13 protein-coding genes are annotated in these 15,072 nt (G+C 39.5%); 5 read left to right on the top strand and 8 right to left on the bottom strand.

The features are described from left to right. Nucleotides 1-30: 30 nt before the first annotated feature. The 3 genes from G337_RS0101695 to G337_RS0101685 form a co-directional block, all read right to left on the bottom strand. The gene (locus tag G337_RS0101695; protein ID WP_245597602.1) at nt 31-999 is read right to left on the bottom strand and encodes a Wzz/FepE/Etk N-terminal domain-containing protein; all 969 of its coding nucleotides are present in this window, start codon (nt 997-999) and stop codon (nt 31-33) included. A 185-nt stretch (nt 1,000-1,184) separates the two neighbouring features. After that, the gene (locus tag G337_RS0101690; RefSeq protein ID WP_028862334.1) at nt 1,185-3,755 is read right to left on the bottom strand and encodes an SLBB domain-containing protein; all 2,571 of its coding nucleotides are present in this window, start codon (nt 3,753-3,755) and stop codon (nt 1,185-1,187) included. Nucleotides 3,756-3,830: 75 nt separating this feature from the next. Then, entirely contained in the window at nt 3,831-5,057 is a 1,227-nt protein-coding gene (locus G337_RS0101685) for a capsule assembly Wzi family protein (RefSeq protein WP_157619160.1), read from the bottom strand. A gap of 454 nt (nt 5,058-5,511) precedes the next feature. On the opposite strand from G337_RS0101685, the gene rfaH reads away from it, so the two are divergent. Continuing rightward, nucleotides 5,512-6,021 (top strand): transcription/translation regulatory transformer protein RfaH, encoded by a 510-nt coding sequence (gene rfaH / locus G337_RS0101680; RefSeq protein WP_028862332.1) that lies wholly within the window; start codon nt 5,512-5,514, stop codon nt 6,019-6,021. Between the two features lie 2 nt (nt 6,022-6,023). Beyond that, nucleotides 6,024-6,860: a rhomboid family intramembrane serine protease GlpG gene (glpG, locus tag G337_RS0101675; RefSeq protein WP_028862331.1), complete on the top strand. Its 837-nt coding sequence runs from the start codon at nt 6,024-6,026 to the stop codon at nt 6,858-6,860. Between the two features lie 91 nt (nt 6,861-6,951). On the opposite strand, the gene G337_RS0101670 is transcribed toward glpG, so the two are convergent. Together G337_RS0101670 and G337_RS0101665 are read right to left on the bottom strand one after the other, a co-directional pair. Continuing rightward, nucleotides 6,952-7,266, bottom strand: coding sequence for a ComEA family DNA-binding protein (locus G337_RS0101670; RefSeq protein WP_028862330.1), 315 nt, complete (start codon nt 7,264-7,266; stop codon nt 6,952-6,954). A 232-nt stretch (nt 7,267-7,498) separates the two neighbouring features. Continuing rightward, nucleotides 7,499-7,912, bottom strand: coding sequence for a flagellar basal body-associated protein FliL (locus tag G337_RS0101665; protein WP_028862329.1), 414 nt, complete (start codon nt 7,910-7,912; stop codon nt 7,499-7,501). Between the two features lie 113 nt (nt 7,913-8,025). Here G337_RS0101665 and G337_RS0101660 point away from each other — a divergent pair, with 113 nt between their 5' ends. Then, a complete protein-coding gene (locus G337_RS0101660) occupies nt 8,026-8,586 on the top strand; it encodes a chorismate--pyruvate lyase family protein (protein WP_028862328.1) in 561 nt (186 codons plus the stop codon). Continuing rightward, the gene (gene ubiA / locus G337_RS0101655) at nt 8,583-9,446 is read left to right on the top strand and encodes a 4-hydroxybenzoate octaprenyltransferase (RefSeq protein ID WP_028862327.1); all 864 of its coding nucleotides are present in this window, start codon (nt 8,583-8,585) and stop codon (nt 9,444-9,446) included. The genes G337_RS0101660 and ubiA overlap by 4 nt, the downstream gene beginning before the upstream one ends. 34 nt (nt 9,447-9,480) lie before the next feature. Here the strand turns inward: ubiA and G337_RS0101650 are convergent, their stop codons facing one another. The 3 genes from G337_RS0101650 to rep form a co-directional block, all read right to left on the bottom strand. Beyond that, on the bottom strand, nt 9,481-10,932 hold the full coding sequence (locus G337_RS0101650) for a dihydrolipoyl dehydrogenase (protein WP_028862326.1): 1,452 nt from the start codon (nt 10,930-10,932) through the stop codon (nt 9,481-9,483). 384 nt (nt 10,933-11,316) lie between these two features. Beyond that, a complete protein-coding gene (locus tag G337_RS0101645) occupies nt 11,317-12,048 on the bottom strand; it encodes a glutathione peroxidase (RefSeq protein WP_028862325.1) in 732 nt (243 codons plus the stop codon). A 232-nt stretch (nt 12,049-12,280) separates the two neighbouring features. Then, nucleotides 12,281-14,290: a DNA helicase Rep gene (rep, locus tag G337_RS0101635; protein ID WP_028862324.1), complete on the bottom strand. Its 2,010-nt coding sequence runs from the start codon at nt 14,288-14,290 to the stop codon at nt 12,281-12,283. A gap of 185 nt (nt 14,291-14,475) precedes the next feature. Between rep and G337_RS0101630 the strand changes: the two genes are divergently transcribed. Next, nucleotides 14,476-15,051, top strand: a complete 576-nt coding sequence (locus G337_RS0101630) for a TetR/AcrR family transcriptional regulator (RefSeq protein ID WP_028862323.1) — start codon at nt 14,476-14,478, stop codon at nt 15,049-15,051. The last annotated feature ends 21 nt before the right edge of the window (nt 15,052-15,072 follow it).

The raw sequence follows: 15,072 nt of genomic DNA, 5'->3' as shown, positions 1-15,072 counted from the left end.
TCTTATTTCTTATTTCTTATTTCTTATTTCTTATTTCTTATTTCTCATAAAATAACCCATTAAAACTAACATTACAGACAACATGCCACCTAATAATGTACCTAACACAGCAATTAATGCGCGCTTAGGTTTGCTTTTTTCTTCGGCAACTACAGCCGGATCAATAGTTTTAAAGGCGTATTCTATTTGTACTTGCGATAGCATTTTTGTTTTCAACTGTTCTTCAATCAACTGGTAAAAAACCGTGCGCATATCTGCAAGAGAAGTCGCTTCTAAGTTTGATTTAAGGAATTTAATATTACGGTCAACCTCTTCTGAGTCGGCTTCCCTCATCTCTTTATTAAGATCTGAAATTAACAATTCGACCCACTCTTTAGCTAATATTGGTGATATGAACTCTATACTGACTGTTACCATACTAGTTTTCTTATCCGAGCCAATAACTACAAGGCCACTGATTAATTTATAAACCTGCCAATCAGTAGGTTCTAATGACTCACCTGTCTCTTCATTAATTTTCCAAACATTCTTTTCAATATCATATAGTTTCGTATCAAAAATTAATTTAGTACTATCTGAATCCCATTTTTTGCTTGCAAATAGTTCAGCTTTCAAATCATGGCGATTTACAAAAGCAGTTAAGAATTTGCGCGACTTTAATACCGCTAAAGCTAAATCAGTTGTATTTGATGAACCAGATCCAAGGTTAACTCCTGCTAAGGATGCTAAACCTCCAAACTGTGAAGTTAATGCTCCCATTTTATTACTATCTTCCGTTGCAGGGGCTAACAATATTGAAGACTTGTAGATATTTGGCTTTGATAGTGCGAAAGCCACTGCACCAACAGCAAAAATAACAGTGATCAAAAGAACTAACCATTTTCCCTTCCAGATAACAGCAAAGAGTTCACGTATAGTAATATCATCTTCTGCGTTCATGGCTTTAGAGATAGAAAGTACGTCAATGTTATTTACACTATTTTGTTGCTGATTTTGCATTTAATTTCGTCTCATGATGCAGGTGTTAGGAGTAAGCAGCATACTTTCTATATTGTCGCCTATACTGCCTACTATTTAATTATATGTTACGGCTAAGCCTAACCTTTCGGGGACTGAGTAAAGACTGATATTAATTATTCGATACCCCGGCCCAAAAACTACCGGGGTAACGCTTATATCTTTTACTAATCTTTAATGGCGCTCCAGGCAACTCCTAACTGGTACATAATTTGTGTTGCTGAAGTAAAGGTTGTTAGTGTATCCATGTAATCGGTATCCATCGGCATAACAATGGTATCACCAGGCATCAACGGCTGATCTTCGCGGCTGAACCAGAATGACTGATTTGGAACAAATACACTGCCGTTTGCACGAATAACATAAACACGATCCGTATCTGCTTGTTTTTTAGGGCCGCCAGATAAATCTAAATATGCATCAACATTTTTATTCTCTTCAAAAATATGAGCTGTCGGGAACTGTACATGTCCGATTACCGAAATCACTTTACGCAATGGTGGAATATGTAAAAAATCCTGATTTTCTAAGTTAATATTCTGCGCTTGATCGTGCTGCAGAATCTTATCAAGGTTAATTGACATACGGCCAACCGCTTCAGCGACACCTAACTGTTCGATGGTATTCATAGCGCTTTGCGCATCACTGCTTTGTAACGGACTGGTGCTTGACTGGCGACGGAATGATAGCGTACTGACCTCTTCACGTAACTGCTGGTGTAAAAACGCCAGCTGTTTTTCTTCAATTTTACGTAGACTTTCTCGTGCAAAAACGGCCCCTTGTGGATAAGCAAATTCAGTTAGACCACCTGCTCGCTGAATCACATCATATAATGTTTCACCGCGGTTAAAACTGTAAGTTCCCGGGAACTGCACTTCCCCTGACAGAGTCACTTTATAATCTTCCCGCCATTCCGGCTTAGTAAAGATATGTACTCTATCTTTACTTTCCAGCCTAATATTTGCATTTTCAGTGCCTTTCATTGCACCTGCAATATCAATACTCTGATAGTTAATACGACTTTTACCTTTAACCAGCTTAATACGGCTTAATTCACCAGCAGTTAAATATGACGCTTCTTTTAAGCCGCCGGCTATATTAATTAGCGTTTGTAAATCTGCATTCTTAAATAGCGGGTAAATACCAGGGAACTTAACCGCACCGCGAATATCAACAATCTGCACCGGATTTTTAAAGTCAGACTGCGCTTTTAACTGCGCAATAACCGGCTTTAACAACTCAGTTCTAAACGCCTGTGCACTACTCTGCTGTTCCGATTTATCACCTAAATCAGAGATAGCTAATTCCTCGTCAATTTCAGCATTATCAATCTCTTTGGATAAATTACTTTTTTCACCCAGTTTTTCAGCAATTCCTGTATCTTTATTTAAAACAATAACCTGGTCCTGCTCCTGCAGTTTTATATCTAATTCACTTTTTGGGTTCGAAACAGCAGCTAACAGATCAAAATACATCACTTTAATATTATGCTCAAGCCCTACCTCACGTACCAGTAAAGCATTATTCAAATCAACATCTTTATTCAAATCTAATTTGACCGATTTAATCACATCGCTAACAGTCAAATCTTCCGTCCATTTATAAACCCCAGGCTTAACCACTGCACCGGAAAGTGTAACGGCATTATGGTAAAGTTCACTTGCTTTACCAACCTGCAGTTCATCACCATTTTTCAGTAAAAATTCCTGACTAGCCTTTTTATCTTGTACATTTATTTCAAATAACTCTCGGCCCATTTTTGTTGTTCTGGTTAACTGCACTTCCGGGTATGCTTTAGCATTTAAGCCACCGGCTAGTTTAAGCACACTATTAATGTTTTTTTCATCTTTTAATTCGTAAATAGCCGGACGTTTTACAAAACCATCAATACTAACCATTTTCTTTTTGATCGGGATAAATACAACATCCCCCTGCTTTAAAGAGATATCCGATGATGTATCACCTGAAATTAACAGATCATAGAGATCGATTTTTTTAATAGTTTTGTTATTACGCTTAATATGAATTTCACGTAAAGAGCCTAATTTATCAATGCCTCCAGCAGCTTTTATCGCCTGAGTCACCGTCGACAGAGAGCTGATTACATAACTGCCGGGTTTGTATGCTGAACCTAACACAAAGACTTCGATTGTCTTTAACTTGCCTAGACTAATACTGGTTTCTACACCAATCATACTGCGCTGTATTAGCGCGCTTAATTCCGTTCTCAACTGCTGATAGGTTAACCCTCTCGCTTGAAAAGGTCCTAACTCTGGGATATGAATAGAACCTTCGCGGTTAATGACTAAATTATAATTTTCTGTCGTTTTACCAAATACTTTGATCTTCAGCTCATCACCAACGCCTAACAGGTAATCATTCGGCACAGGAAGATCGCTTAATGGTGTCAATGACATAGGTTCACCGGCAAACAGATCATAACCAAACATTTTTAAAGAATCGGGATCTTTTACTTTATTTTTTGTTTTTTCTGTATCGACGATACGCGGTTTAATTGTTTGTTTATCTTCTACAACTTCCGTTACTGCTGTTTCTTGAGAGGAAATGGCTTTTAACTGCTCTAAATCCATTCCATATTGAGAAGCGAGCATTTTCTGCTGCGTTTCCGGCAGTTTTTTAAACTGCTCTATCTGCTCTGGAGTCGGGCTGTTAGCGAATACATTAAAAGACAAAACAAGCAGTATTAATGCTGAAAATAACCTATTTATATTAAACATGTCTCACTAGTTACCTATATTATTAAAATTTAAAGCCGTTTCAGGCTCCACAATAAACTCTTATTTCAAAACAGCTTAAAAACGCAGTTCCCATGATAAGCCGGCATTTACTTTATCTGAATTATCCTGCGCATCAGAAAATAAAACTGACAAAGATAGCATACCTTTATATAACAGAAAACGGTAAGAGCCAACTAACTGATTTCCAGGGTTATCATTGCTGTCATGATGTAGAAATAACTGCCATTGATGGTCATTGGCCATCTGCACATAACTTCCTAGGGAATAACGCTTCTTATTGTAATAACGATCTTCACTATTACGATACTCAAACACAAAGCGCATCTGCATACCTGAAGCGAACACACTATAATCACTTCCGATTAAAGAGTCGGAAAAATCCGGCTTTGAATCATCGATAATCTGCTGCATATAAACAGCCAGAGGAAGATCAATTATGGACTGCAGACTTAAGCGGCTGTCCATGCTCAACTGCTGATAGTTATCTTGATAATTACTATTCTGCGCTTCTTTAAAGTCAAAGTAGCTAACTGACAGTTCAAGTGCATTAACCGGCCGTAACGATAAACGCGATCGCCATGAGTATTTCCAGTCATCTGTCGTTCTTAACTGATTTATACCGCTTTTAAAATAAACATCACCAAATAAAGGCAAGTCGATAAAGGTTCTTTCTAAACCTAACTCATAGGCAGGATGAACACGCTGCTCTGCACTCAGCGACTGCAGCCAGCTTGGGCTCCACCATTGTGCCTGAGTATTAATAAAAAAATTAGTTTTCCCCGTAGTAACTGCAAAATAGCTGTTATCTAAATTAAACCTAGGCTCTTCTTTATCATGATACTGCGCATAATTAGCACTGACCCGCATTGAGAAACTAGATCTGTCAATCTCAACATTGGAAAAAGCGCCCCATTCAACATCGTTATCCTGGCCGAAACTGCTGGGCATATCCTTCTGTGAGGCTTTTAACTTTAAGAAACGTTTACCGTACCCCTTTTTAGAAGCATTAATTTTATAGCTGATATGGTAATAAGCTTGACGGGTAGTTTCTGTCAGCTCTAAAGGGGATATCACTTTTATCTGTTCAGATATTTCCCGCCACGGTAAAGGAAAAGTATTAACAGGCACAGTGACAATGCCTGCATCAACTAATAGTTGTAAATCACTGCGAAGATAAACATCATCAGTTTCCATCCACGGGCTGGCCCACACTGGAGTAACCAATAGAAAAAAAGCGGCAGTTAATAACCTTTGTAACCGATATATATATATATTCTTCACTTTAAGACCATAAGTTAACAGGTAATATACTTAAAAATGAGCAAGTTCATTCGCCTCCATCGCTCAGATATCCCGAAATAATTATTCTGGAGGAGAAAAATATAATTGAAAAAGTTCTTTTCAGGCACGCTACCGCCACTAAGTTGAATAACTCAGATCCTGAAATAGTAAATTTTGAGCGCGCAGTATAGCTTTTTTATATGTAATTTCCAGTAAAATCACTTATCTGTGACCTCCATTTATATGATGCAAACATCACAGTTTCATAGCCGTATAATTTTTAAATAGATAAATATTGGAAGACCTATAGGCTGTGAGTAATGCTTGGTAACTTATATTTATCACAATAAAAACATATTCCCTTCTCACAAATAACAATTTGTTTTGATTCTAGATTCAAGACTCTACTTTCTGTATCCTTAACTGTGAGCAAAGGCATTAAGAAGAGGTATTAATGAGTAAACAGTGGTTTGTTGTGTATTGTAAAAGCCGGGAAGAGTGTCGTGCACAGCAGAATTTACAGAATCAGGGAATTCATTCTTTTTTTCCTAAAATCCGTAAAGAAAAAATAATTCGAGGCAAGAAAGACACTGTTGAAGAGGCACTTTTTCCTAGTTATCTATTTATATTTGTAGATCAGGCTGATGCCAGCTTCAGTAAAATTCGTTCTACTCGTGGTATTAATGATTTTGTCAAATTTGGACGAGAAATTGCGCGAGTCTCAGAAAAGATAATAAAACAGCTTGAAAATGCCTGCCATTCAATCAACGACTTTGAAGCTGATACTCAGCTCTTATTTAAAAGCGGTGATAAAGTGGAGATTAAAAGCGGTTCATTTAAAGGATTAACTGCTATTTTTGAAGCACAGGATGGTTTAGAGCGCTCGATGTTATTGCTCAATATACTTAATCAAGAGAACAAAATCTCTTTCTGTAATAAAGAGATTAAAAAAGCGGAAAGTTAATTATGTTTACACTGCATCAGTTTCAAAATTTACGCGCAGCCCGGGCTTTTTCTGATTATTTAACGGCACTTAATATTAAAAATCAGATTCAGCATGATGACTTTTATTATCAGTTATTAATTGAACAAAATCCGCAGCTGCCCAAGGCGCAGGCAGAGCTGGAGCTGTTTTTACAGAACCCCAACGATCCTAAATATATTTCGGTAAGCTGGCATACGGGTACAACAAAAAATGACAGTAATCACTTAGCTTATGTAAACTCCAATATAATAAGTAATTTCATCAGCCATGCAGGTCTTATAACCCATTCAGTATTTGCCTTTTGTGCTGCTATATTTATCCTGACAAGTTTAGGTTTCTTTAACCCCATTCCGTCCGTTTTTTCTTTTTTTACTCAGCAGCCTTTTGACTACACGCAAAGCTGGCGTTTTATTACCCCTGCTTTTTTACACTTCAGTCTTCTGCATATTGTCTTCAACTTACTCTGGTGGTGGCAGTTAGGGGGCATTGTTGAAAAGCAGCATGGTAGGCAGCGCTTATTGATACTTTTCTTCTTCTCGGCAGTGTTGGCAAACCTTGCGCAGTACTATCTAGTTAGTCCTTACTTTGGCGGTTTAAGCGGTGTTGTCTATGGCCTGGTTGGTTACTGCTGGTTATACGGCAAACTTAACAAAGGCAGCAAAGTAAATTTACCAAACTCCTATTTTATCTTTTTAATGGCCTGGCTTGCTTTTGGGTTTGTTGACCTATTACCGGTAAATGTCGCCAATTATGCCCATCTGGTTGGTTTATTAGCCGGCCTAGTTTTAGCAGGCATTTGTTCGAAGATAAAAATGTGAAGGTTAATAATTAAAACGCTGAGTCTATTTAAAATAACCGCCGGGAATAAACAATGTAACCGTATACTCTCTACGGTTACATTGCCGTAATCTATAGGGTTACAAAAGGTGTAATTTTTTTCAGGGTACTTTGACCTATGCCTTTGACGTTAATTAACTCATCTATATTCAAAAAATCGCCGTTATTTTCGCGATAATCCACAATAGCCTGAGCTTTTTTATTTCCAATACCGTTGATTACAGAAAGCTGCTCAGCATTCGCACTGTTAATATTTATTTTTTCCGACAACTCAGCAGTTGAAACAAGCTGTTCAGCGCTCTTATCAGCGGCAAAAACCAGCTGACCGGCGGATAATAAAAACAATGATACGGCAAGTAATAAACGGCAGGTTAATTTTTTAAGCATCGGGTATTCCTCCTTAAATGACCAAACGCACCATTTAAATTAGACTATATTTTGACTTTATCAATGAAGTTTAAGCAGAATAAATAAAAACTACCCGGACGGGTAGGTAAGCTTCTACAGGCGGAAGAGAATTACAGAACAATCCTTTTTAATAGGGGAAAGTTAGCACTCTCCAGACAGATAACATACCGAAGAGCGCAGTCTCATTTACAAATGCCTGCTAATCAGGCGCTTACTGATACAAATATTTAGTAAACAGCAGATCTTCAACTGGTTTTTTACCGGTTTCAGTAAGCAGCAGCGCATTAACTTCATCTAAACAGCGGGCACGAATATTCTCCCGCTCTGCAATTGATTTAACCTTTACTTCGTTCTGCTCACCAAAAATGGTAATTATTTTATCGCGAATAAGCGGCTCATGATTCTCTATTAAAGCGTAACTACTCTTTGAATTGACCATTAATTCTATGGTAATACGCACAAAACCCACGCGTTTACCTGGTTTTATATAGTTGGTGATAATATCCGGCTCAATTAAAAAATACTGATAATCATTTTTCACTTCTTCAACGGCCTCCTCTTCAGCAAATGCAATAGAAGAGAACAGTGAAAAACAAAGCACGCAGACTAGCGCTCTTTTAAACATGGTGATTTCCTTAACAAAGATGAACCTTATATATTTGAATGATACAATAGCAAACTATTTCCCGTTTTACCTCTTTTGAGAGTTAAACAAAGGCACAACAGTCAAAGGCTTATATGCACAATCACTTACTTCCTATCGGGCCGACAGCATACTGGTCGACACAACAAAGGCCTCTGCACTGCCCCGATAATGTGCTTGCCTGGCTTTATGATCACAGCTCATTAACACAAAAACTGGAAGGTTTATGCAAAACATTCAGTGTGCAGATAAAACAGCAGATAACCACAAATTCAATAAACAGCCCTCTTTCAGATTATTTTAGCAGCGAATCACAGGTATTAGTACGTGAAGTTTACTTATATTGTGATGATACCCCAGTAGTATTTGCGCAGACTGAGATTCCCTTTTCAACATTAAGTGAAGAGCAGGAAAAATTAGCCCAAATCGGCGAACAGTCACTCGGCAAGTTTCTTTTTCAAGACCCGACCATGGTACGCGGCAAGATTGAAACTGCAGAGTTTCTCAAAAATTCTTTTCTACATCAGTTGTCTGAGTCTCTCCAGCAAAGCTGCCGACACTCCTTATGGGCAAGGCGCTCTCTATTTCATATAAAAAACAAACCGTTATTAGTGAGCGAGGTGTTTTTACCCGCTTCTGGAATATATTTGACATGAGTTCTTTTTCCAAACAAAAACTTCAGGCATATACGCAGCTGATGCGTGTTGATAAACCGATCGGTACCCTTTTATTGCTCTGGCCTACGCTTTGGGCGCTGTGGATTGCAGCACAGGGCTTTCCTGATTTCAGTGTACTGATTGTTTTCTCACTTGGCGTATTTTTAATGCGCAGTGCCGGCTGCGTAATTAACGATTTTGCAGATCGTAAAATTGACGGCTTTGTTGAACGCACCAAAAATCGCCCTCTGCCGTCCGGGCGCGCCACCAGCGCAGAAGCCGTACTTCTATTTTTATTCCTTGCTCTTATTTCTTTCTTTTTAGTGTTAACACAGAATAGCTTAACCATTCAACTGTCAGTTGTCGGGGTTTTGTTAGCATTCACTTACCCTTTTATGAAACGTTTTACACACCTTCCCCAGCTGGTTTTAGGCTTGGCCTTCAGCTGGGCAATACCAATGGCGTATGCAGCGCAGGCAGATGCTCTTCCAACTGTAGTATGGATTTTATTTGCGGTTAACATTCTCTGGACCATAGCTTACGATACTTTATATGCGATGGTTGACCGTGATGATGATTTAAAGATCGGCGTAAAATCTACGGCTATTTTATTTGCCGATAATGACAAACTAATTGTCGGGCTGCTGCAGCTGTTCAGCCTGATTTTATTAGTTTTAGTCGGCTGGATAGAGGCTTTAAACTGGATCTATTATGTGGGTTTATTAATAGTGTCGGCTTTATTTATTAAGCAGCAGATAGAGATAAAAACACGCGATAAAAAGGCTTGTTTTAAAGCCTTTTTAGATAATAATTATGTTGGACTGGTTATCTTTATCGCGCTGTTTTTGAGCTACCTTTAATTATCAGCAAATAAGAAGTGATATACGAGCATTATTAACAGCCCGGGCCGCATTCCATACACTGATTGATCATCGCAGAGCCTAATTTCAGTTTCGCATTCAGATCTCGTAATGCAGTACGTAGACCTTCTTCTATTACCGGGTGATAAAAAGGCATATCCAGCATCTGTGAAATCGTCATTCGATTCTGATGCGCCCATGCTAACAGGTGCGCCAGGTGCTCAGCCTGTGGACCAATCATTTCAGCACCTAAAAAACGCCCGGTACCATGCTCTCCATAAAGATTTAATAAACCTTTGTTTTTTAACATCACACGACTGCGCCCCTGATCTTCAAAGGATACACTACCGGTTTCAAAACAGTTACAGCCGCTATATTTTTCACTGACCTGTTTAAAAGTCAACCCTACCATTGCCAGCTGCGGCTCAGTAAATACCGCTGCAATTGATGAACGACGCAGGCCAGCACGAATATTAGGATAAACTCCGGCATTACTGCCGGCTATTTTTCCTTGATCGGCAGCTTCATGCAGTAAAGGGATCTGGTTACTGGCATCACCGGCAATAAATATTGAAGGGATTGAGGTCTGCATAGTAAACGGGTCGGCAACAGGAACACCGCGAGCATCATTTTCAATGCTGATATTTTCTAAGCCTAAATTATCCACATTAGGACGACGTCCCGTAGCAGCTAATACATACTCAACTTCAGCAATCTGCTCAATACCATCTTTATCAACATAGGTAATTTCAACATTATCTCCTTTACGCACCATGTTTTTAACATTAGCATCAGCATCTAAATAAAATTCGTCTGAAAATGTTTTCTGCGCATATGCCGTTATCTTCGGATCAGTAAAGGGACCGACTTGTCCACCCATACCAAACATCAGTACTTCAACACCTAAACGATGCAGTGACTGTCCAAGCTCTAAACCAATTACCCCGGGACCAAATACAACAATGGATTTTGGTAAATCAGTCCAGTTAAACAAGTCGTCATTGATAATAAGCTTATCACCTAAGTCATTCCAAACTGCCGGGTAACTTGGCCGGGATCCCGTAGCAATAACAATTCTATCGGCATCTAAAAGTGTATGATCATCAATCTGCAGCAGCGTTGCCGAAACAAAGCTGGCTTTACCAATTAATTTACCCTGCTCAGGAATACCATCAACAGCTTCCACCACAAAGCCGACAAATCTGTCTCTTTCATCGCGAATACGCTGCATCACTTTTTGACCGTCAATACGTACAGGGCCGTCAACAAATACACCAAACGGACTTGTATGTGCAGCGCTATGAGCAGCTTCAGCGGCTGCAATTAATAACTTACTCGGCATACAGCCGACACGGGCACAAGTTGTACCGAATTCAGCGCCTTCAATAAGCACGACTGAATCTGTTTTTTCTTTAGCAGCTCGGTATGCGGCTAATCCTGCAGTACCGCCACCAATAACTGCAACTTCGACTTTAATGTGCTTCATAAATACTCCAGGAAACTAATATATTAATGATTTAGTGAAATTTGGGGTCAAAAAAAGCGCAGCCTTCAATACTGAAAGTGCGCTTCTAAACATACCCGTTATCAATCAAAATGCATTTATCAGTCACTAGCTCGGACACCAATACAAGGCGCAACATGATGACAATGGCTAGCCCTTATCGAGTGTTGCAACGCAGTATTGGTTTTCGAACTAGTGACCCACGGGGCAAACCGTGAGGCAAACATCTCCGTTGTTGTGAAGTCTCGATTTAACCAGTTAGATCTTCACCTTCACGCCTAGGACCTGTTTACCTCACGACTTGCTGATTTTTGCATCTTGAATGATAACGGGTATATAACTTAGTAAAAAGTTTCTTTAGCTCTATTAACCTTTAACGTAAGCAATCACTGCATCGCTGTCGCCGATGTGCTTTCCATCAACAAATAACTGCGGTACTGTCGTTTCACCAGTAACGGCTTTAAGACTTACGCTTGTCGCATCAGTGCCTAAAACAATCTCTTCAAAGGCGATATTATTATCTTTTAATGTCGCTTTTGCTTTTGCACAGAAAGGACAACCAGGTTTAGTAAACAATGTTACTGCTGATGGTGCTTTAGCTCTCGGGTTGATGTAATTAAGCATAGTATCTGCATCAGACACTTCAAACGGGTCGCCCGGCTGGTTCGGCTCGATAAACATTTTTTCAATTACACCGTCTTTAACCAGCATGCTGTAACGCCAGCTGCGTTTGCCGAAACCAATATCACTTTTATCAACTAACATACCCATACCGTCAGTAAATGTACCGCTGCCGTCCGGTACAACTGTGATATTTTCAGCTTCCTGATCTGCCAGCCAAGCATTCATTACAAAGGTATCGTTAACACTTAAACAAACAATTTCATCAACACCGTTCTCTTTTAATACTCCCGCTAATTCATTGTAGCGAGGCAGATGTGTTGAAGAACAAGTTGGAGTAAAAGCACCTGGCAGTGCAAATACAACCACGGTTTTTCCAGAAAACAGCTGATCGGTTGTTACGTTTACCCATTCATCACCCTGGCGAGTTGGAAAAGTAACGCTTGGGATTTTTTGACCTTCGATATTATCTAACATGTGTAACTCCTAAATATGATAAAAATGAGATAAGTAAAAATTTTAGTTTCATTTTGAACAAGTGCTTAACTTGTTTCGATGGAGTAATTATGGACAAAACAAGACAATAGGTAAAATCGTTTATTATTATGATAACGATAGGATTTTGCTATCACAAGATAATAATGAGGCAGTTAAACCTATTAAAGCGGCTAAAGTAATACTCTTTTCCGCTTTAATAGGGAAGAAAAATTTAATCAAACAATGAACGTAAATTAGCAATACCTTTATCAGCCAGTTGTTTTTTCTGTTCCTCGGTCTTTTTACGGGGACCGCTTTCCCAGTCAAGATCATCCTGAGGCAGTTCAGATAAAAAACGGCTTGGTGTAGGTTTGATCAGTTCGCCATACTGATTACGCTCTTTAGCTAGGGTAAAGGTTAACTCTTTCTGCGCACGGGTAATGCCCACATAAGCAAGGCGTCGTTCCTCTTCAACATTATCTTCATCGATACTCACCTGGTGGGGAAGAATTCCCTCTTCCATACCGATCATATATACAAAGGGAAACTCCAGCCCTTTAGATGCATGCAGGGTCATCAGCTGTACCTGGTCTAACTCTTCCTCTTCCTCATTACGGGAAAGCATATCGCGAAGTGTTAAGCGTGCAACCACCTGCTCAAGTGTCATCTCTTCATCCAGCTCATCACCTTTAAGCATCTCTGTTACCCATTTAAATAACATAGACACATTTTTCATCTGCATTTCTGCTGCTTTCGGGCTTGGGCTGCTCTCGTATAACCAGTCTTCGTAACCGATATCACGGATAAGATCCCGCACCACATCAATCGGATCTTCGCGTTTCAAACGATCATTCAATTCTACTAACCAGCGGCTAAAGGCCTGCAGCGACTGCAGACCTTTACCTGATAACGTCTGCTCTAAGCCCATTTCAAAACTTGCCGCAAACATACTAATCTGCCGCAAATTAGCATAATTACCCAGTTTCTCACGGGTCGCCGCCCCTATTCCCCGCGCTGGTTTGTTAACAACTCGTATAAATGCATTCTCATCATCGTGGTTTACCAGCAGCTTTAAGTAGGCCATGATATCTTTGACTTCACTACGGGCAAAAAAGGAGGTACCGCCGCTGATACGATAGGGAATACGGTTTTCCATCATTACTTTTTCTAATAAACGACTCTGGTGATTACCACGGTAAAGTACCGCATAGTCACTAAATGAAGCACCATTCATAAATTTATGTCCGGATAACTCCATCACTACACGCTCTGCTTCATGCTGCTCATTTTTTGCAAACAGCACTTTAATGGACTCGCCGTAAGCCAGTTCACTAAACAGACGTTTATCAAACTCATGCGGATTATTAGCAATCAATATATTAGCGGCTTTTAATACACGCTGGCTGGAGCGGTAATTCTGCTCAAGCTTCACTACTTTTAACTGCGGAAAATCATTCTGCAGCAGCACTAAGTTTTCAGGACGGGCACCGCGCCATGAGTAGATGGACTGATCATCATCCCCCACCACGGTAAATCTTGCTCGTTCACCAACTAAGGCTTTAATTAATTCATACTGACTGGTATTGGTATCTTGATACTCATCCACCAGCAGATAACGGATCTTCTTCTGCCAGCGTAAACGAACTTCTTCTTTTAAAGTAAGCAGCAGAGTAGGCATAACGATTAAATCATCAAAGTCCAGTGCGTTATACGCTTTTAACTGGCGCTGATACAAGTCATAACAATGCGCAAAAATAACTTCACGCTCACCTTTGGCATGTTTGACTGCCTGCGGGGGTAAAACTAAAGCATTTTTCCAGTTGGAGATCTGCGTAATTAATGCTTTAAGCAGGTCCATATCTTCCTGCAGCTGTTTTTCAGTCAGTTCTTTTAATAAGGCCAGGGTATCCTGATCATCAAACAGGGTAAAACCAGCCTTCATGCCTAAGGTTTTATATTCACGTTTAATAATATCTAAACCTAGAGAATGGAAAGTCGAGACCATCAGTCCGCGTGCTTCTTTTCGCCCTAGCGTCTGGCTGACACGCTCCTTCATCTCCCGCGCGGCTTTATTGGTAAAAGTTACCGCAGCAATATTTTTGGCTAAATAATCACAATTCTGCACTAAGTGCGCAATTTTATTAGTGATCACACGGGTTTTTCCACTGCCCGCTCCCGCTAAAACAAGACAAGGTCCAGAGATCATTTTTACTGCGGCATCTTGTCCGGGGTTAAGCTTCATGGTCTATCCTACATACTCAAAAATACGAAACAGCAGATTTTACGTCAGTTTAACTTTAATACAAAACAATCTATTAATCGGAGAGATAGCCGAATCGTCAAAAAGACTAAACAAATGTCCATTATAACATTGCATATTCAAATAATATAACGATAATGAACGTTCATTCACTTGGCAGTATAATTATGGACAAAAAAGAGAAAATATTTATCGTAGCTGAGAAACTACTTGCAGAACATGGTGTCTATGGCCTGTCAATGAAACTATTGGCCGACACAGCAGGTATAGCGGCGGGTACAATTTATCGGTATTTTGAAAACAAAGAGGCGCTGCTTCATGAGTTACACCAGCATATTTGTAAACAGTCCTCTTTAATTATTTTTAACGGCTGGTCAAATGTTCAGGAACCAAAACAGAAATATGACCGCCTGTGGAGCAATGCTTTTAATGCAGTGTTAAATAACCCGAAGCGCGTGGCTGTTATAGAAATGCTGAATTTTGTTGTGCCTCCCTGTCAGGCGGAAAATACAGCAATTGAGGAAAATACATTTTTTCCATTAATAGAGTTTTACCAGCAGGGTATAAATGAAGGCCGTTTTCACGACTGGCATATATGTGCATTAATCACGCTAAGTTTTGATACTTCTATCAATCTCGCTAAAAAGATTTCACGTAAACGCCTAGAAATAGACGAAACACTGCTCAATCAGGTCAGAGATGCTTCATGGTTGAGTATTCAGAAAGTTAATTCAGCAAACTAAATTTTAATTATTAAGGTAATA

Origin of the sequence: Psychromonas aquimarina ATCC BAA-1526, from assembly GCF_000428725.1 — a bacterium.
GTDB classification, from domain to species: Bacteria; Pseudomonadota; Gammaproteobacteria; order Enterobacterales; family Psychromonadaceae; genus Psychromonas; species Psychromonas aquimarina.
This window is presented reverse-complemented; position numbering and strand designations above follow the sequence as displayed.